The organism is Pseudomonas sp. HP_08, from assembly GCF_055284095.1.
In genome coordinates this window covers 48563-66063 of sequence record NZ_JBTOQC010000015.1, presented here as the reverse complement: position 1 = coordinate 66063, position 17501 = coordinate 48563, and the positions used below count along the sequence as shown (strand labels likewise).

20 protein-coding genes are annotated in these 17501 nt (G+C 61.4%); 9 read left to right on the top strand and 11 right to left on the bottom strand.

Going from position 1 to position 17501, the window contains the following annotated elements; translation table 11 throughout:
• Window positions 1-335 precede the first annotated feature (335 nt).
• Window positions 336-3716: a toxin VasX gene (locus ACYAS9_RS15675; protein ID WP_463569187.1), complete on the top strand. Its 3381-nt coding sequence runs from the start codon at window positions 336-338 to the stop codon at window positions 3714-3716.
• Between the two features lie 38 nt (window positions 3717-3754).
• Window positions 3755-4459, top strand: coding sequence for a hypothetical protein (locus ACYAS9_RS15670; RefSeq protein ID WP_463569186.1), 705 nt, complete (start codon window positions 3755-3757; stop codon window positions 4457-4459).
• Between the two features lie 4 nt (window positions 4460-4463).
• On the opposite strand, the gene ACYAS9_RS15665 is transcribed toward ACYAS9_RS15670, so the two are convergent.
• The 10 genes from ACYAS9_RS15665 to nrdR all read right to left on the bottom strand — a co-directional run bounded on the left by ACYAS9_RS15665 (window position 4464) and on the right by nrdR (window position 11617).
• On the bottom strand, window positions 4464-4892 hold the full coding sequence (locus ACYAS9_RS15665; protein WP_463569185.1) for an MFS transporter: 429 nt from the start codon (window positions 4890-4892) through the stop codon (window positions 4464-4466).
• Window positions 4889-5506 (bottom strand): GTP cyclohydrolase II, encoded by a 618-nt coding sequence (gene ribA / locus ACYAS9_RS15660; protein WP_463569184.1) that lies wholly within the window; start codon window positions 5504-5506, stop codon window positions 4889-4891. The genes ACYAS9_RS15665 and ribA overlap by 4 nt, the downstream gene beginning before the upstream one ends.
• Window positions 5507-5602: 96 nt before the next feature.
• On the bottom strand, window positions 5603-6112 hold the full coding sequence (locus ACYAS9_RS15655; protein WP_463569183.1) for a phosphatidylglycerophosphatase A family protein: 510 nt from the start codon (window positions 6110-6112) through the stop codon (window positions 5603-5605).
• A complete protein-coding gene (thiL, locus tag ACYAS9_RS15650) occupies window positions 6109-7074 on the bottom strand; it encodes a thiamine-phosphate kinase (RefSeq protein WP_463569182.1) in 966 nt (321 codons plus the stop codon). Before thiL ends, ACYAS9_RS15655 begins: the two co-directional genes overlap by 4 nt.
• Window positions 7075-7089: 15 nt before the next feature.
• Complete coding sequence (gene nusB / locus ACYAS9_RS15645) at window positions 7090-7587, bottom strand: transcription antitermination factor NusB (protein WP_463569181.1); 498 nt, start codon at window positions 7585-7587, stop codon at window positions 7090-7092.
• Window positions 7584-8060 carry a 6,7-dimethyl-8-ribityllumazine synthase gene (gene ribH / locus ACYAS9_RS15640; protein ID WP_463569180.1) on the bottom strand — a complete coding sequence of 159 codons (477 nt, stop codon included), beginning with the start codon at window positions 8058-8060 and terminating at the stop codon, window positions 7584-7586. The genes nusB and ribH overlap by 4 nt, the downstream gene beginning before the upstream one ends.
• Window positions 8061-8191: 131 nt before the next feature.
• Entirely contained in the window at window positions 8192-9283 is a 1092-nt protein-coding gene (ribBA, locus tag ACYAS9_RS15635) for a bifunctional 3,4-dihydroxy-2-butanone-4-phosphate synthase/GTP cyclohydrolase II (protein WP_463569179.1), read from the bottom strand.
• A 16-nt stretch (window positions 9284-9299) separates the two neighbouring features.
• The gene (locus tag ACYAS9_RS15630) at window positions 9300-9962 is read right to left on the bottom strand and encodes a riboflavin synthase (protein WP_463569178.1); all 663 of its coding nucleotides are present in this window, start codon (window positions 9960-9962) and stop codon (window positions 9300-9302) included.
• Window positions 9963-10019: 57 nt separating this feature from the next.
• Window positions 10020-11156, bottom strand: a complete 1137-nt coding sequence (ribD, locus tag ACYAS9_RS15625; protein WP_463569177.1) for a bifunctional diaminohydroxyphosphoribosylaminopyrimidine deaminase/5-amino-6-(5-phosphoribosylamino)uracil reductase RibD — start codon at window positions 11154-11156, stop codon at window positions 10020-10022.
• On the bottom strand, window positions 11153-11617 hold the full coding sequence (nrdR, locus tag ACYAS9_RS15620; protein WP_463569231.1) for a transcriptional regulator NrdR: 465 nt from the start codon (window positions 11615-11617) through the stop codon (window positions 11153-11155). Before nrdR ends, ribD begins: the two co-directional genes overlap by 4 nt.
• Window positions 11618-11796: 179 nt before the next feature.
• Here nrdR and ACYAS9_RS15615 point away from each other — a divergent pair, with 179 nt between their 5' ends.
• The 3 genes from ACYAS9_RS15615 (at window position 11797) to trxA (ending at window position 13835) form a co-directional block, all read left to right on the top strand.
• A complete protein-coding gene (locus ACYAS9_RS15615; protein ID WP_463569176.1) occupies window positions 11797-12246 on the top strand; it encodes a YbaY family lipoprotein in 450 nt (149 codons plus the stop codon).
• Window positions 12243-12887, top strand: a complete 645-nt coding sequence (locus tag ACYAS9_RS15610) for a class I SAM-dependent methyltransferase (protein ID WP_463569175.1) — start codon at window positions 12243-12245, stop codon at window positions 12885-12887. Before ACYAS9_RS15615 ends, ACYAS9_RS15610 begins: the two co-directional genes overlap by 4 nt.
• 72 nt (window positions 12888-12959) lie before the next feature.
• Window positions 12960-13835, top strand: coding sequence for a thioredoxin (gene trxA / locus ACYAS9_RS15605; protein WP_463569174.1), 876 nt, complete (start codon window positions 12960-12962; stop codon window positions 13833-13835).
• A 3-nt stretch (window positions 13836-13838) separates the two neighbouring features.
• On the opposite strand, the gene ACYAS9_RS15600 is transcribed toward trxA, so the two are convergent.
• Window positions 13839-14204 carry a hypothetical protein gene (locus tag ACYAS9_RS15600; protein ID WP_463569173.1) on the bottom strand — a complete coding sequence of 122 codons (366 nt, stop codon included), beginning with the start codon at window positions 14202-14204 and terminating at the stop codon, window positions 13839-13841.
• A gap of 158 nt (window positions 14205-14362) precedes the next feature.
• On the opposite strand from ACYAS9_RS15600, the gene ACYAS9_RS15595 reads away from it, so the two are divergent.
• The 4 genes from ACYAS9_RS15595 to ACYAS9_RS15580 are packed head-to-tail and all read left to right on the top strand — an operon-like array spanning window position 14363 to window position 17477.
• The gene (locus ACYAS9_RS15595) at window positions 14363-14953 is read left to right on the top strand and encodes a DUF2796 domain-containing protein (protein WP_463569172.1); all 591 of its coding nucleotides are present in this window, start codon (window positions 14363-14365) and stop codon (window positions 14951-14953) included.
• Window positions 14954-14957: 4 nt separating this feature from the next.
• Window positions 14958-15668 carry an ABC transporter ATP-binding protein gene (locus tag ACYAS9_RS15590; RefSeq protein ID WP_463569171.1) on the top strand — a complete coding sequence of 237 codons (711 nt, stop codon included), beginning with the start codon at window positions 14958-14960 and terminating at the stop codon, window positions 15666-15668.
• A 1-nt stretch (window position 15669) separates the two neighbouring features.
• On the top strand, window positions 15670-16935 hold the full coding sequence (locus ACYAS9_RS15585; protein ID WP_463569170.1) for an ABC transporter permease: 1266 nt from the start codon (window positions 15670-15672) through the stop codon (window positions 16933-16935).
• A gap of 11 nt (window positions 16936-16946) precedes the next feature.
• On the top strand, window positions 16947-17477 hold the full coding sequence (locus tag ACYAS9_RS15580) for a DUF3299 domain-containing protein (protein WP_463569169.1): 531 nt from the start codon (window positions 16947-16949) through the stop codon (window positions 17475-17477).
• Window positions 17478-17501 lie beyond the last annotated feature (24 nt).

The following is a 17501-nucleotide window of genomic DNA, read 5'->3' as shown; positions in this document are numbered from 1 at the left end:
CCCCGGTTCGCAAGAGCCGGGGCTTTTTTCGTCTTGCTGCGCAAACTATTGCCCACGCGGCTGTGGATAACCCTGTGGGCGTTCTGCCCTGCCCCTTACCACACAAAGCCTTCGGGCAAGTGCGCAACAGCTTGCATAGCCCTGGCAAGTTGTTGCGCGCTTTTGCCTTGTAAATCGCTCAAAAAATGAGCAACTCTTCCTGGATAAAATTCAAGACATTGATTAATAAAGGAAATTAACCAGAGGCACGGTTCTTGTTATCCCCAGACTCATTGTCTGGCGATGGTGTGCGCCCCAAGCCTGTCGTGGCAGACATCATCACAAGGAAATCGTCTATGGCCGACAAGCTCGGAACAGAACGGCAGCGCCGCGCGACAGCATTCGAAAAGACCCCGGCCACCGGCACCAGCCTGTGTCCGTTCAAGGGACCGCAGATTGCAATCGTGCCGATGCGCTATGCACTGGATCGCTCGCGCTACGATCCCAACCCTACGGTCTTGAAGCCGCTGCTCAAATCCGCTGGCTGGGCACGATTGCCAGAACTGAAAAGCCGCCGCTATACCTTGCGTCAGCTGTACGACGGCTATGTCTACGTGTTCGACGAAACCGCCGGCACCCTGCATGAATATGCCTTCAGTGCCACGGATGCCAGCCTGCGACGTATCGTCTGGACCAAAGCACACCTGCGCCAGGACCAACGCGCAGGGGCTGGCGACGCTTTGCCCTACCTGCTTTATCCGCGTAACCACACCCTGCACATTGCCTACTCGCCGTTGCAGTGGACCTGGCGAATCTGCGAACACCTGCGCTCGCACAGCGATAACCGGGCCCTGCGGATGAAACGTCTGGATCTTGCCAGCTACTGCATCACCATGAACGAGCCGGGCACTTTGCCGCTGAGCGAAATTGCCAAGGCTGTGGCCGATATCGACCCCGACAAGGTGAAGCAAGACCAGCGCTTTTGCGACTCGGCCATCCCCAACACCAAATCGCCGTTCACTCCACCATCGGGCAAAGCCGGCTGGGTGCCTGTGGGCGCCGATGTCTACTGGCTGGGCAGTGTGCCGGACAAGGACAGTGCGCTGCTGATTGCCTTGGATGACCCGCTGGCCATCCTCAATGACCTGGGCATGCAACTGGCGGGTGATCGGGCGGCGTATCAGACCTGGCAAGACAAACACGAACACCGCTTTCAGATGGCCACCGTGGTGACGCATTTGTGCGGTATGCCCGATATGCCTGAAACCAGCCTGCCGGTTTCCGTGTGCGGCGATCCGGTCAGGACCCAGGCGTATCTGCTGGAACTGGAGGCGTATCTGGAACAGTACGAACTCGAAGAGCGGATCCAGACCGAGAACGCCACGGTCACGCCGGAGACCTTTTTCATGTCGCGGACCAAAAGCGATGAAATGCGCCAGGCCCTTTCCGAGCGCTATTGCGTGGCGCCCACGGCAAAAGACATCGAATCCTGGCTGCAACGCAGCAAATGGCGCCGCGAAGCCGATCTTCAGGGCAGCCGCATCTACCTGCAGCAACAGCAACCGATGCACAAGCGCTTGCTGCAACAGATCAAGGACACCCTGGCCGACTTCGAACGCTGGGCCGAGCACATGGGCAACGACCCCGAAGCGCTGTTCATCGATAACGCCAATCCTGACTCCTTGTATTACCTGATGTCGACGCTGGAAAACCTCCTGGCCTTCTACCCTCAGGACCTGCATGGCAGCGACTGGCTGCTCGAGCAGGAAAACACCACCGCCAGCCTGTTTGGCAGCGTGCGTTACGGCTTTTCACCGGGCCTGAAAGAAGCCTTGCATAACGAGGCCGACAAACTGCTCAACGGCCTTAACGACATGACCAACCTGGGCACACGTATAGGCGAGCTGAATGCCGTGCTCAACCATCCGGGATTTGCCGATGCGCCGTGGATGAAAGCACTGAAACAACCGGTGCAGGACAGCTTCAAGGCGCTGCGCGAACTGGCCAGCGGCATCGGCAAGCAGACCACCGAAGGCCTGCTGATGGCTTTTCTGCCGGTGGATAGCCGTCTGGCCAAAGGCAAGCAACAGAACCTGCCGGCATTGTTGCGTAATTTTTTGATCGGTCAGGTCCTGAGCAACTCTCCGGGCAAGCCGGCTGTCGATGCGGATATCGGCCGCAAGGTTCAGGCATGGACAGATAAATGGGTCGAGATGGACGGGCAGCTCAAGCAGCTGAAACACAAATGGGCCTACCCGGAACGCTCCAGCGTTCGACGCAGCCGCACCCGTGAACTGCAAAGCCTGGACTTGCGCCTGCGCGCCCATGAAGCCAGCCAGCCCGCGCTGCTGGACTACCAGAACAATCAATATGCCCGCCTGCTGCAAGAGGATATCCGCGCGTTTATCCAGTCCGGCAAACACACGCTAAAAGACTGGCAAAAGCACATAAAAGCCTGGAGCAAACATCTGGGTATTCATGGGTCCAGCATCAGTTGGGGCGTGATCATTCTCAACTTTATCAATACCGCTTTTATGTGGCGCGATGTCAGCCGTGATGGAACCTTGACTCCCAAGGATATGGTCAAGGTCGGGTATAGCCTGGCGTGGAGCCTTAATCTGTTAACAGCGCTGTATGTCGAGACGCCGTGGTCAATTGTGAGGGATGCAAAGCCGGCTGTTATTCGCGGAAGGGATATATCCATACTTGATCGTTCAGCGGCTTATTGGAAAGCACGGGGCAATCCGTTGTGGGCTGAAGCAGTTCACAACTTTAGAGTAAGACTGTTCGGGACTGGGCTATTCGCCTTAGCCGCTGCGGGGCTGGAGTATTGGGATCTTCGGGATGATCAGAAACAGGCTAAAACAGAAGAAGAAAAATCACTCATTGCGGTGAAAATTTTTTCTGTAATTTCCATGGGTGGAGGTGGCTCTCTACAAATAATAGCGATTTCCAGCAAGTACATTGCGTCTATAGTAATGGGGCCTTGGTTTGCCGTCTGCATGATGATAGCCGGCGGCGTCTACCTTTTTATGACCGCACTTATTAATTACCTGAAGCAAGACAGTATAGGTTCATGGCTACGGAAATGCTGCTGGTCTCACACCCCAAAATATCGTTACCCCGAAACACTGGAGGGGCAGCTTGAAGAAAAGCAGGCCTTTCTGGCAATCAAGCTCAGCCCTCAGATACTGGTGAAAAGCACCGTGCACTACAAAGAAATGCATATCGGTAAAGGCGATTATATTTCGGTTGCTGAAAAGAACGGTGCCTGGGTACAGATTCGTTTCCCTAGTAGGCTACGCGATCATTTCATATCGTTTGATGCGATCATCAGCAAAAGAACTTACGGACTGCTATGGGCAGAAAAGATGGCATTCCCGATCAAGGAAGATTTCCTTGAAAGAGGCACATATAAACATCCGGTGCAATGGGGTAAAATAAATAATCAAAAGCCGCCGCCGCAGCACATCGTGTCCTTCGGAACAGACTTAGATGAAGACGACGATGTAATCTGGCAAACCTGGGTGCCTGTACAGCCGAATGCCGATTTTCTGGAATTACAGATATGGTACCCGGACAGCATCCTGCAAACCTCGTCTCAAGACATCGGCTACCTGTATCAAGTTGCACTGAGCCGAGAAGGTAATAGCGCCATCAATGGCGCAGAGAATACCGAATTACAAGTTCGAAATGACAACCGAGAAGGTGCCTGGGAGATATTTCTGACTTCATAAATCTAATATCCCCCAAACCCAAGAGACATTAAAACCCGATGAACCCCGAAGACTTAATCAAAAGAAACAAACAAACTAGCGAAGCGCCCTTATTAATGAGCTGGTCATTAAAAACATTGAACCACTCTCCCAGAGACAGATTAATCGTCCCTGCCGCCTGCCTGGCCCTTCCGATTCTAAATCTCGTATTTATACTATTGGCGTTTTTCATGGGCGACAAAGAGGACCAATCCGAGGCGCTGGGACTCTTTCCAGGCACATGCCTCATTGGATGGGCATTTATTTCGATGGCTCGCCAAAAAACCCTCTTCAACTACCGGGTTTACCCTGACCATGTAGAAGCCGATGACTGCCTCTACTACCCCGCCTACACCGAAGACCTGTTCAAGGGCATCGTTATTGTCTTCGTCTTGGCCACGATTTTCCTGGGTATCTTTGTCGGCTCGGTACTACTGGCCTTCTTCGGCCCGGTGTTCATTCTATTGGGTACAGGCGGGGCCTTGATGTCCTGGCAGCGCCCGTTGCCCAGGCATCATCCAGGCTTGCCCTGGGATGAATTCAACTTCGTCACGGTGGATCGTAAATACCGCATCATCGTCCAGCATTGTGAGGATGTGAATCAGGGCTTCGATGTCCGCTTTCCGGACGACGAACTTTTCGAACAGTACTTGGCGTTCTTGCCTACCGTGCTGCGGCCTACCGTGAAGTACACAGAAAAGGTCTGGCCGGGAGACTACGAATAACCGGTCAAACCGTCGGCGGTACCGGCACCAGCCGTGGAATGCGATACAGCATCAGCATCCCCAGACTCACCAGCGCCAGCAGCACCACCGGCACGGCATGCAGACTGAACAGCACACCCACCGCCGCAAACCAGGCCGGCAGGCTGGCGGCGAGGAAGGCGGTGCGACGTACGGCGGCGAGTTTCAGCCAGGCGGCGGGTTCTTCGGGGGTGTCGAGGGCATTGCGGGTCAGTTCGAGGGCGCGCTTGAAGGCGCTGTACAGCTTGAGGCTGATGAACAGCGAGCCGATACCGACCACAAACAGCAGCAGCGCGACGATGCCGGGTTCGGCGGCGGTGAAGAATACGCAGGCCACCAGCAGTGGCGCCAGGGTCAGGCCCAGTTGGCGCCACCAGGCCAGTTCGAGGCGCTGGTAGACCTGGCCGCGGGTCACGCCGGGTCGACCTCGCTCTGGTGCTCGTTACCCATCATGTGCCCGAGCTTGCCGGCCTTGGTGGCCAGGTAGAGTTTGTTGTGCGGGTTATGGCCGGTGTGCAGCGGCACGCGCTCGGCGACCTTGATGCCCATGTCGGTCAAGGCCTTGACCTTGCGCGGGTTGTTGGTCATCAGGCGCAGCGACTCGACGCCCAGATGCTGGAGCATCGGCAGGCAGATGGCGTAGTCGCGCTGGTCGGCGGCAAAGCCCAGTCGCTCGTTGGCCTCGACGGTGTCGGCGCCGCCATCCTGCAATTCATAGGCGCGGATCTTGTTCATCAGGCCGATGCCACGCCCTTCCTGACGCAGGTACAGCAGCATGCCACGGCCCTCGGTGGCGATGGCGCGCAGGGCGGCCTCAAGCTGGGAGCCGCAGTCGCAGCGCTGGCTGAACAGGGCATCGCCGGTCAGGCACTCGGAATGCACGCGGCCCAGGACCGGCGCGCCATCGGCGATGTCGCCCAGGCTCAGGACAACGTGCTCGCGCCCGGTGGCCGACTCAAGAAAGCCATGCATGGTGAACTGCGCAAAAGGCGTGGGCAGCTTGGAAGCGGCGACAAAAACGACGGGCACCGTGTGCTCCTAGATGTGAAAACTGACAAGACCGGCATTGTAACAGCAGGCCCGAAAGACGCTTATGCCGAATTTTCGTACATCAATATCAGAAAGTTAGATCAGATCAACGATCCACACCAGCCCTTGCAACGACAGCCAGGCCGCAATAGCCGCTAATACATCGTCGAGCATGATGCCGAAACCGCCGTGCACATGCCGGTCGACCCAACGGATGGGCCAGGGTTTGAGGATGTCGAAGAAGCGAAACAGTACAAAACCGGCCAGCAACCATAGCCAGCCTTCGGGGGCCAGCCACAGGGTGATCCAGATGCCGACCATTTCGTCCCAGACGATGCCTTCGTGATCGTGCACGCCCAGGTCATCGGCGACCTTGCCGCACAGCCAGCAGCCGAACAGCGTGGTGATGGCCAGCATCAGCCAGTAGCCCCAGTCGGGCAGCATTTGCCACAGCGGCATGAACGGCAGGGCAATCAGCGAGCCCCAGGTGCCAGGCGCCTTGGGCATCGTGCCGGTGCCAAAGCCGAAGGCCATGAAATGCCAGGGATTGGTCCACACCGAGGGCGGGACATACTCGGCTGAAACTTTGTCGGGGTTGTTATTCACTCAGACGCTCGAAAATGTTGATAGCCGCGCACTGCCGGGGTGATGTCCTGGCCAGCGGCATCGATCAGTGCCACGCCCTCGCCTGCCACCACATGGCCGATAACCTGTACCGGCCAACCGGCCGCCTGCAAGGCGCTCAGGTGTTCGGCCGGCAGGGTGAAGGCCAGCACATAGTCGTCGCCACCGCTGAGCGCCGCCTGTTGCGCGGCCTCCGGGCCCAGAAAGCCCAGCAGCGCGGCGGACAACGGCAAGCGTTCACGCTCGACCAGCAAGCGCACGCCGGAGGCTTTGGCGATATGCCCGCAGTCGGCCAGCAAGCCGTCGGAGATATCCAGCGCCGCCGTGGCCTTGCCGCGCAATGCCTGCCCCAGCTCCAACTGCGGTTGCGGCGCCCAGTAACGCGCCAGCAGCGGTTCGGCCAGCGCAGGCTCGGCGCAACGCTGGCCCAGCACCAATGGCAACGCACCCGCCGCGTCGCCCAGCGCGCCGCCGACACACAGCAGGTCGCCGGCGTTGGCGCCGCCACGGGTCAGCGCAGCACCTGTGGGCACGGCGCCGAATACGGTCAGGGTCAGGCTCAAGGGGCCACGAGTGGTGTCGCCGCCGATCAGCCGCAGGTTGCAGCCTTCGGCCATGCGGTTCAGGCCTTGGGCAAAGGCTTGCAGCCAGTCGGCATTGAAGTCGGCAACGGTCAGGGCAAGCGTGAAGCCGATCGGGCGGGCGCCCATCGCGGCTAAATCGCTGGCCGACACGCCGAGGGCGCGCTGACCGAGCAGACAAGGGTCGCAGACCGTAGGGAAATGCACGCCGGCAACCAGGGTGTCGGTGGACACCGCCAGTTGCTCGCCGGGCTTCAGGGTAAGCAGCGCGCAGTCGTCACCTATGCCCAGCGCGACGGATTCGCCGGCCCGCGCACAAGGCGCGGCGGCGAAGTAGTGACGGATCAGCTCGAACTCACCCATGTGGCACAGCGCAAATCAGCGCTTGTAAGCCTGCACTTCAGCGGCGCGCAGGGTGGGCGCCAGCTTGTCGAGGACGCCGTTGACGAACTTGTGGCCGTCGGTGGAACCGTAGACCTTGGCCAGCTCGATGCCTTCGTTGATCACAACGCGGTAAGGCACATCGATGCGCTTGAGCAGCTCGAAGGTGGACAGGCGCAGGACCGCCAGTTCGACCGGGTCGAGTTCATCGATGGTCAGGTCCAGGCAGGGCTTGAGCACGGCGTCGATCTCGGTCTTGTGGGTTGCCACACCGTGCAGCAGCTCACGGAAATAGCCGCCGTCGACATTGCTGAAATCGTTGTCGACGCGAAACTGCGCTTCGATTTCATTCAGCGAATGGTTTGCCATGTGCCACTGGTACAGCGCCTGGGTTGCCATCTGCCGCGCTTCGCGACGCTTGGCGCTCTTGCTTTTGGCGACATCGGGCGACTTGGGTTCGCGCGGGTTGAACTGATCGGTATCGTCGGAAATCACTTGGCCTCCAACTGCGACAGCAGGCTGACCATTTCCAGCGCCGAGAGGGCAGCTTCCGCGCCCTTGTTGCCAGCCTTGGTGCCGGAACGCTCGATGGCTTGCTCGATGGTGTCGACGGTCAGCACGCCGAAGGCGACTGGCAGACCGAATTCCATCGAAACCTGGGACAGACCCTTGACGCATTCGCCGGCCACGTATTCAAAGTGCGGGGTACCGCCACGAATCACCGCGCCCAGGGCAACGATGGCCGCGAACTCACCGCGCTGGGCGACTTTTTGCACGACCAGCGGGATTTCGAAGGCACCCGGCGCACGGATGATGGTGATGTCGCTTTCGCTCACACCGTGGCGAACCAGCGCATCGATGGCACCGCTTACCAGGCTTTCGACGACGAAGCTGTTAAAGCGGCCCACTACCAGGGCGTAGCGGCCTTTCGGGGCGATAAAGGTACCTTCGATGGTCTTCAGGGTCATTCGGCTGGGTCTCGTATTAAAGAGCAAGCCCGCCCAGATGGCGGACTTTGAAAATGGTCAGGTCATGAACGCCGGCAAGCGACGCGAAACGGGCAAAAACGTGAGCTTTTGCCAGGTCCGCGCAGCGGCTGTCATTCAGAAGGCACGTATTCTACAACTTCCAGATCGAAACCGGATATCGCATTGAACTTCATTGGCGAACTCATCAGGCGCATCTTGCGCACGCCCAGGTCGCGCAGAATCTGCGAGCCGGCCCCTACAGTGCTGTAGGTGCTCGGCATTTTGACCGGTTGCTGCCCGGTGGCTTCACGAATGTGCGCCAGCAGCACGTCGCCATCCAGCGGGTGGCCGAGCAGCAGCACGACACCGCTGCCGGCCTCGGCCACAGCGGTCATGGCGGCCCGCAGGCTCCAGCGGCCGGGCTGTTTGACCAGCATCAGGTCGCGCAGCGGGTCCATGTTGTGAACACGCACCAGGGTCGCTTCTTCGGCGCAGATCTTGCCCAGGGTCAGGGCCAGGTGCACATCGCCTTCGACCGAATCACGGTAGGTCACCAAGTTGAAATGCCCCAGTTCGCTGTCCAGCGGCTGCTCGGAAATCCGCTGAACGGTACGTTCGTGGGTCATCCGGTAGTGAATCAGGTCGGCGATGGTACCGATCTTGATGTTGTGTTCCAGGGCAAAGGTTTCAAGTTCCGCACGGCGCGACATGGTGCCGTCGTCGTTCATCACTTCGCAGATCACGCCGCTCGGCTCGAAGCCGGCCATGCGCGCCAGATCGCAGGCCGCTTCAGTGTGGCCTGCGCGGGCAAGCGTGCCGCCGGCCTGGGCCATCAGCGGGAAAATGTGGCCGGGGCTGACGATGTCTTCAGCCTTGGCTTCTCTGGCCGCCGCCGCTTGCACGGTGCGCGCACGGTCGGCGGCGGAAATGCCGGTGGTCACGCCTTCGGCCGCTTCGATCGAGACGGTGAACTTGGTGCCGAAGCCTGAGCCATTGCGTGGCGCCATCAGCGGCAGCTTGAGCAGCTCGCAACGCTCGCGGGTCATGGGCATGCAGATCAGGCCGCGCGCATAGCGGGCCATGAAGTTGATGTGCTCGGCCTTGACGCATTCGGCGGCCATGATCAGGTCGCCTTCGTTCTCGCGGTCTTCGTCATCCATGAGGATGACCATTTTGCCCTGACGAATGTCTTCGATCAGTTCTTCAATCGTGTTGAGCGCCACGCGGCACCCCCTTAATTCAGGACTTCAGGTAGCCGTTGGCGGCCAGAAAGCTTTCAGTGATGCCGCCCTGGCCAGGCTCTGCGGCCTTGTCGCCCAGCAGCAGGCGCTCAAGGTAACGGGCCAGCAGGTCGACTTCGAGGTTGACCTTACGGCCCGGGCGGTAGTCGGCCATGATGGTTTCGGCCAGCGTGTGCGGGACGATGGTCAGTTCGAACTCGGCGCCATGCACGGCGTTGACGGTCAGGCTGGTGCCGTCGACGGTGATCGAGCCCTTGTGGGCGATGTACTTGGCCAGCTCTTTGGGCGCACGCACGCGGAACTGGATGGCGCGGGCGTTTTCTTCGCGAGAGACGATTTCACCCACGCCGTCGACGTGGCCGCTGACCAGATGCCCGCCCAGGCGCGAGCTTGGGGTCAGGGCTTTTTCGAGGTTGACGCGGCTGCCGGTCTTGAGGTCGACGAACGCCGTGACATCCAGGGTCTCGCGGCTGACATCGGCCCAGAAACCGTCGCCGGGCAGTTCGACGGCGGTCAGGCACACGCCGTTGACCGCGATGCTGTCGCCGAGTTTGACATCGCCCAGGTCGAGCTTGCCGGTTTCGACGTAGACGCGCACGTCACCGCCTTTTGGGGTCAGGGCACGGATGCTGCCGATGGATTCGATGATGCCGGTAAACATGGAGGTCCTCCGCAGGAACGGGCTGCACGTCGAGGTGCGTTCGGGCAAAGCCGGAAATTATACGCTGCGTCTCGGCGCCGGGTGAGCGATGACGCGCCAGTCTTTACCGACGGCGCGGATATCTGTGATGTTCAGTTCCAGCGCCTCGCTCATCTGCACCAGCGGCAGGTCGAGCAACGGCCTGGCCGAGGAGCCGAGAAACTTGCCGGCAATGAAAATCTGGAATTCGTCGACCAGGCTTGCCTGCGCGAAGGCGCCAGCCAGCCGGGCACCGGCTTCGACCAGCACCTCGTTGGCGCCACGCGCACCCAGCTCGGTAAGCAGGCGTTGCAGGTCGACCTGGCCGGCGGCACCGGGCAGGTTCAGCAGCTCATGGCCTTGCTCGCGATAGGTATTTTCTGCGTCCTGGCTGGCACAAGCGGCCACCAGTGCGGGACCGGCCTGAAAGAAGCTGGCGCTCAGCGGCACACGCAGGCGGCCGTCGATCAATACCCGTAACGGCGGACGCGCCGCGGCCAGGGCGGTGACATCGGCGGCAAGGCCCAACTCGTCGGGGCGTACGGTCAGCCGCGCATTGTCGATCAAGACGGTGTCGGCGCCGGTCAGCACCACGCTCGATTGCGCCCGCAAACGCTGCACGGCGGCGCGGGCGTCGGGACCGGTGATCCACTGGCTTTCGCCGCTGGCCATGGCGGTGCGTCCGTCGAGGCTCATCGCCAGTTTGACCCGCACATACGGCAGGCCGGTTTCCATGCGTTTGATAAAGCCTTTATTCAGCGCCCGCGCTTCTGATTCCAGCACGCCGCTGCTCACGGCGATGCCGGCATCCTGCAAACGTTGCAGGCCACGGCCGGCGACTTGCGGGTTGGGGTCCTGCATGGCGGCCACTACCCGGCCGACGGCGGCATTGACCAGGGCGTCGGCACACGGCGGAGTACGGCCATGGTGGCTGCAAGGTTCAAGGGTCACATAGGCGGTGGCGCCACGGGCCAGCTCGCCGGCCTGACGCAGGGCATGCACTTCGGCATGCGGCTCGCCGGCGCGCACGTGCCAGCCTTCGCCGACGATCTGGCCGTCACGAACGATGACGCAGCCAACGCGCGGGTTGGGATGGGTGGAATACAGGCCCTGGCGCGCCAGTTCCAGCGCACGCGCCATGTAGTGGGCGTCGAGAATCGCTTGCTCGGCGCTCATTCCTTGCCTGGCTCACGAGCCAGTCGCTCGATTTCTTCGCGAAATTCGTTGAGGTCCTGGAAGCGCCGGTACACCGAGGCAAAACGGATATAGGCGACTTCATCGAGCTTTTGCAGCTCGCCCATGACCAGTTCACCGACCACCAGCGACTTGACCTCGCGCTCACCGGTCGCACGCAGTTTGTGCTTGATGTGCGCCAGCGCCGCTTCCAGGCGCTCGACGCTGACCGGGCGTTTTTCCAGGGCACGCTGCATGCCGGCACGCAGTTTGTCTTCGTCGAATGGCTGGCGCCGGCCGTCCTGTTTGATCAGGCGTGGCAGGACCAGTTCGGCGGTTTCGAAGGTGGTGAAGCGCTCGCCGCAGGCCAGGCACTCGCGGCGGCGACGGACCTGCTCGCCTTCGGCAACCAGGCGCGAATCGATGACCTTGGTGTCATTGGCGGCGCAGAACGGACAGTGCATGGTGGCAAGCCACTGGATAAAGAGGAGCGCCATGGTAGCGCATCCCGCCGGCAAGACAAGCCATGTGGGGATGCATCAGGGGATGGACACGCGAGCACGGCGATATGAAACTGCCGCTATTGATCCATACTGCCTGCCGGAGCCGCTTTATGCTCCCTTACCGTTTCGCTGGAGCCTTCATGACACCAAGACGTATTTTGCTGCTAGGTTTTGCGGCCCTGCTGGCCGCCTGCAGCAGTAACGATGCCCCCAAACAGCCGGCGGCGCCCACGACAGTGCCGGTGATCAAGACCCCGGAAGGCCCGGGGCCGTTGCAAGCGCACCAGCGCGAGTTGAGCGGCCAGTTGCTTGGCGTACCGGCCGGTGCCGAGGTCGAGCTGGCCATGCTGGTCATCGACGAACGTAACCGCCCGCAAAAACTGCTGACCAACACGCTGCTGAAAGGCAACGGCCAGTCGCTGCCCTTTCAGTTACGTTTCAACCCTGAGGCCTTCCCGCAAGGCGCTCGGGTCGAGCTGCGCGGCCGCGCCAGCCAGTCGGGGCAGCTGATTCTGCACTTGCCGTCGCTGCGCATCGACCAGCCGGTGACCCAGGCACTGGGACCCTTGCAGTTCGTCAAGGCACCGTGAAACGGTTGCAACAGGCGCTGAGCGAGTTGCTTGGCGATGCGCAACTGGTCGCCACGCCATTGCCGGACACCGATCTGCGCCTGTGGCTGATCGATGCCGACAATATGGACCGGGCCTTCAGCCCCGAAGAAACCCGGCGCATCCTCGAAGAGCCGCCGTACTGGAGCTTCTGCTGGGCCAGCGGCCTGGCCTTGGCGCGCTTTCTGGCCGCGCAGCCTGAATGGGTGGCCGGCAAGCGCGTACTGGATTTTGGTGCCGGTTCGGGTGTGGCAGCGATTGCTGCGGTCAAAGCCGGCGCGCTGGAAGTGGTGGCCTGTGACCTGGACCCGCTGGCGCTGGCGGCGTGTCGGGCCAATGCACAACTCAATGGCGTGACGCTGGGCTATTCGACGGATTTCTTTGCCGAGGCTGACCGCTTCGATCTGATTCTGGTGGCCGATGTGCTCTACGACCGCGCCAACCTGCCGCTGCTCGACCAGTTTCTGAGCCGCGGCCGCGAAGCGCTGGTGGCCGACTCGCGGGTACGTGATTTCCAGCACCCGGCGTATCGACGGCTGGCCAGCTTGCAGGCGCTGACCCTGCCGGATCTGGCCGAGCCGTACGAGTTTCGCAATGTGAGCCTGTATCACGCCAGCCGCTAAAGCCCCGCGCCGCTTTCGGCAAAGTCTTGTGACCTTTATAGTTGGCGGCATTACGATTTTGCGAGGCGTGCAATGAACCAGGACACTTCCTATATCTACGACGTCACTGTCGCCACCTTCGATCAACAGGTCATCGAGAAGTCGTTCGAGCAACCTGTGCTGGTCGATTTCTGGGCCGAGTGGTGTGCGCCGTGCAAGGTACTGATGCCGCTGCTGGCGCAGGTGACCGAGAGTTACCAGGGCAACCTGATCCTGGCCAAGGTCAACTGCGATACCGAGCAGGACATCGTCGCTCGCTTCGGCATCCGCAGCCTGCCGACCGTGGTGCTGTTCAAGGACGGCCAGCCGGTGGACGGTTTCGCCGGTGCCCAGCCGGAATCGGAAATCCGCAAGCTGCTTGAGCCGCATGTCGCGCTGCCGGCCCCGGTCAGCGCCGACCCGCTCAAACAGGCACAGACCCTGTTTGCCGAAAGCCGCTTCGCCGAAGCCGAGGCGCAGCTCAAGGCACTGCTGAGCGAAGACAACAGCAATGCACTGGGCCTGATCCTGTATGCGCGCTGCCTGGCCGAGCGTGGCGAACTGGGTGAAGCGCGCACCGTGCTGGACGCGGTCAAGAGCGAGGACGCGCACAAGGCCGAGCTGGCCGGTGCCAAGGCACAACTGACGTTCCTGGCCCAGGCCGCGCAACTGCCTGAAAGCGCTGAGCTCAAGCGCCGCGTGGCGCAGAACCCGCAGGATGACGAGGCGGTTTACCAGTTGGCGATTCAACAACTGTCGCGCCAGCAGTACGAAGCGGCGCTGGACGGCCTGCTCAAGCTGTTTACCCGCAACCGCAGCTACAGCGAAGGCCTGCCGCACAAGACCTTGCTGCAAGTGTTCGAGTTGCTGGGCAACGATCACCCGCTGGTGACCACCTACCGGCGCAAGCTGTTTGCGGCCTTGTACTAACCCTCAGGCTTGGGCAACCCAGTGATACAGCGGTGCATCGGCGCCGCTTTCGACCTTGACGTTGGCACTATGGCGCAGGCGCACCAGCAGGCGCTTGGCGGCGGCCGCGCTGCCGGTCAGGGTCTCGAGCTGGCTCAGCAGGTCCGGGCCATTCAGGCTGCCGGCGGTTTGCAGCAATTGCTGTGCGCCCTGCCAGAGCCGGTCGTCCTGGGTAGCCGGGCTGCGCGGGGCGGGCTCGGGCGGCGTTTCAGGCGCCATTTCAGGTGCTACGGCCTTGAGGCCCGCGCCTAACTGCGCCCAGTCACTTTCATCCAGCTCAATGGTCAGATCGACCGGCCACTGGCCAATGCTTCCGCGAATCCGCAACATGCTCTGCTCCTTTGACAATCAGGCGCCCATGCTCCCATATCTGCCGTGTGCCTGCTCACGACGGTGGTTAAGGAAGCGTTCAGAAAAAAACCGGCCTCTGGCCAGCCTATTGTTATAAGATCACATTACATTTCAAGCCACCCTGTCCGGAGTCCCTTATGCGCCGTCTGCTGCTCGCCCTGCCTTTTGCCCTGCTGCCCCTGACTTTTGCCCAGGCGGCACCTGAGCACGATCACGACCATGATCACGAACACGGCAGCCTGGGCGCGCATGAACATGGTGTCGGGCGTCTGGACGTGGTGCTGGAAGGCAAGACCCTGGAAATGCAATTCGAAAGCCCGGCCATGAACATCGTCGGTTTCGAGCACGTGGCGACCAGCGACGAAGACAAGGCCAAGGTCGCCAAGGCCCGCGAGCAACTGCTCAAGCCCAACACCCTGTTCAGCATTGCCGAGGCCGCGCACTGCTCGGCGCGCTCAGTGAAGCTGGAAAGCCCGCTGTTCGGCGACAAGGACGACGACCATGACCATGAAGAAGCCGGCAAGGCGGACGAGCACGATCATGAGCACAGTGAAATCCACGGCAAATACATCTTTACCTGCGATGCACCGGCGATCCTGAAAAAGCTCGACCTGACCCAGATCTTCAAGACCTTCCCGGCCACCAAGAAGCTGCAAGTGCAGTTGATCTCGCCGGGCGGCCAGTCAGGTGCCGAAGTGATCGCCGCCAACCCGACCGTCAAGTTCTAAGACCATGAGCCAGGCACTGATCGAGCTGTCGGACCTGCGTTTCAACTGGCCGGGCCAACCCGCGTTGCTGGACATCCCGGCGTTTCGCCTGGAAGCAGGCGAGACGCTGTTTCTCAAGGGCCCCAGCGGCAGCGGCAAAACCACCCTGCTCGGCCTGCTGGGCGGTGTGCAGACGCAAGGCAGCGGCAGTATTCGCTTGCTGGGCCAAGAACTCAAAGACCTGTCGGCCAGTGCCCGCGACCGCTTTCGGGTCGATCACACCGGCTATATCTTCCAGCAGTTCAACCTGCTGCCGTTCCTGTCGGTGCGTGAAAACGTCGAGCTGCCGTGCCACTTCTCCAAAGTCCGCGCCGGCCGCGCCGGTGATCGTCATGGCTCGGTGGCAAAAGCCGCCGTCGCCCTGCTTGAGCACCTGGGCCTCAAGGACCCGGCCTTGCTGGAGCGGCGTGCCGATTCATTGTCGATCGGCCAGCAACAGCGTGTCGCGGCTGCCCGCGCCTTGATCGGCCAGCCGGAACTGGTGATCGCCGACGAGCCAACCTCGGCGCTGGACGCCGATGCCCGCGAAGCCTTTCTGCACTTGCTGTTCGCCGAATGCCGCGCCGCCGGGGCCAGCCTGTTGTTCGTCAGCCATGACCAGAGCCTGGCACCGCTGTTCGACCGCAACCTGTCGCTGGCCGAGCTGAACCGCGCCACCGTCGCCGTGGAGAATTGAGATGTATCTGTTTCGCCTGGCCATGGCCAGCCTGGCCAACCGCCGTTTCACTGCCTTTCTGACCGCCTTCGCCATTGCCCTGTCGGTGTGCCTGCTGCTGGCCGTGGAGCGGGTGCGCACCGAGGCGCGGACCAGTTTCGCCAGCACCGTCAGCGGCACCGACCTGATCGTCGGCGCCCGTTCTGGCTCGGTCAATCTGCTGCTGTATTCGGTGTTTCGCATCGGCAATGCCACCAACAATATTCGCTGGGAAAGCTTCGAGCACTTCGCCAATCACCGGCAGGTGAAATGGGCCATCCCTATTTCGCTGGGCGACTCGCATCGCGGCTACCGGGTGATGGGCACCAATGCGTCGTACTTCGAGCATTACCGCTATGGCCGCCAGCAACCGCTGGAGCTGGCGCAAGGCCGGCCGTTCCAGAGTGATCCGTTCGAGGTGGTACTGGGCGCCGAAGTGGCCGAGGCGCTGAATTACAAACTCGGCGACAAACTGGTGCTGGCCCACGGCGTGGCGGCGATCAGCCTGGTCAAGCATGACGACAAGCCGTTTACCGTGGTCGGTATCTTCAAGCGCACCGGCACGCCGGTGGACCGCACGCTGCACATCAGCCTGGGCGGCATGGAAGCCATCCATATCGACTGGCATAACGGCGCGCCGGCGCGAGGCAATGAGCGAATCAGCGCCGACCAGGCACGCAACATGGACCTGACGCCGACCGCCATCACCGCCGTCATGCTGGGCCTGAACAGCAAGATTTCGACCTTCGCCCTGCAGCGCGAGATCAACGAATACCGGGGCGAGCCGCTGCTGGCGATTCTGCCGGGTGTTGCCCTGCAAGAGTTGTGGAGCCTGATGGGCACTGCCGAGAAGGCGCTGTTCGTGATTTCGCTGTTCGTGGTGCTGACCGGCCTGATCGGCATGCTCACGGCGATCCTCACCAGCCTCAACGAGCGGCGCCGGGAAATGGCTATTTTGCGCTCGGTGGGCGCGCGGCCCTGGCATGTCGCCAGCCTGTTGATTCTGGAAGCCTTTGCCCTGGCGTTGATCGGTGTGATTGCGGGGCTGGCGCTGCTGTATCTGGGCATCGCGGTGGCGCAAGGCTACGTGCAGTCGGAATACGGCCTGTATCTGGCGCTTTCGTGGCCGAGCCAATATGAATGGACGCTGCTTGCTGGCATTCTTGGCGCTGCGCTGGTGATGGGTGTGGTGCCCGCCTGGCGCGCCTATCGACAGTCTCTGGCCGATGGGCTGTCGATTCGTTTATGAGGATGTTGACCATGCGGCGCCTGCTTTCCCTGCTGCCTGCCTTGCTGCTGTGCCTGCCCTTGTCATCCTGGGCCGCCGAGCCACGGGTGTTGACTTGGGCCGAGATGATTCCGCCGGACGCTCCGGTGGTGGCGCCGGTGACCCAGCCATTGCACGACATGTCGAAATTGTCCGATGCGCTGGCCATGGAAGCGGCGCCGGCGGCCAGCCAGGTGGCGCCCGACGCGCCGGTCGTCCAGGCGCTGGACGGCAAGCAGGTGCGCCTGCCGGGTTACATCGTGCCGCTGGAGGTCAGCGAGGAAGGCCGGGTGACGGAGTTCTTGCTGGTACCGTATTTCGGCGCCTGCATCCATGTGCCACCGCCGCCGGCCAACCAGATCGTGCATGTCACCAGCGAGCTGGGGGTCAAGGTCGAAGAGCTGTACCAGCCGTACTGGATCGAAGGGCCGATGCAGGCCAAACATACGACCAGCGAGCTGGCCGAGGCCGGTTACCAGATGGTCGCCGACAAGATTTTTGTTTATGAGTTGTCGGATTCTTAAACAGAACAGGGGCTGATCGCGATT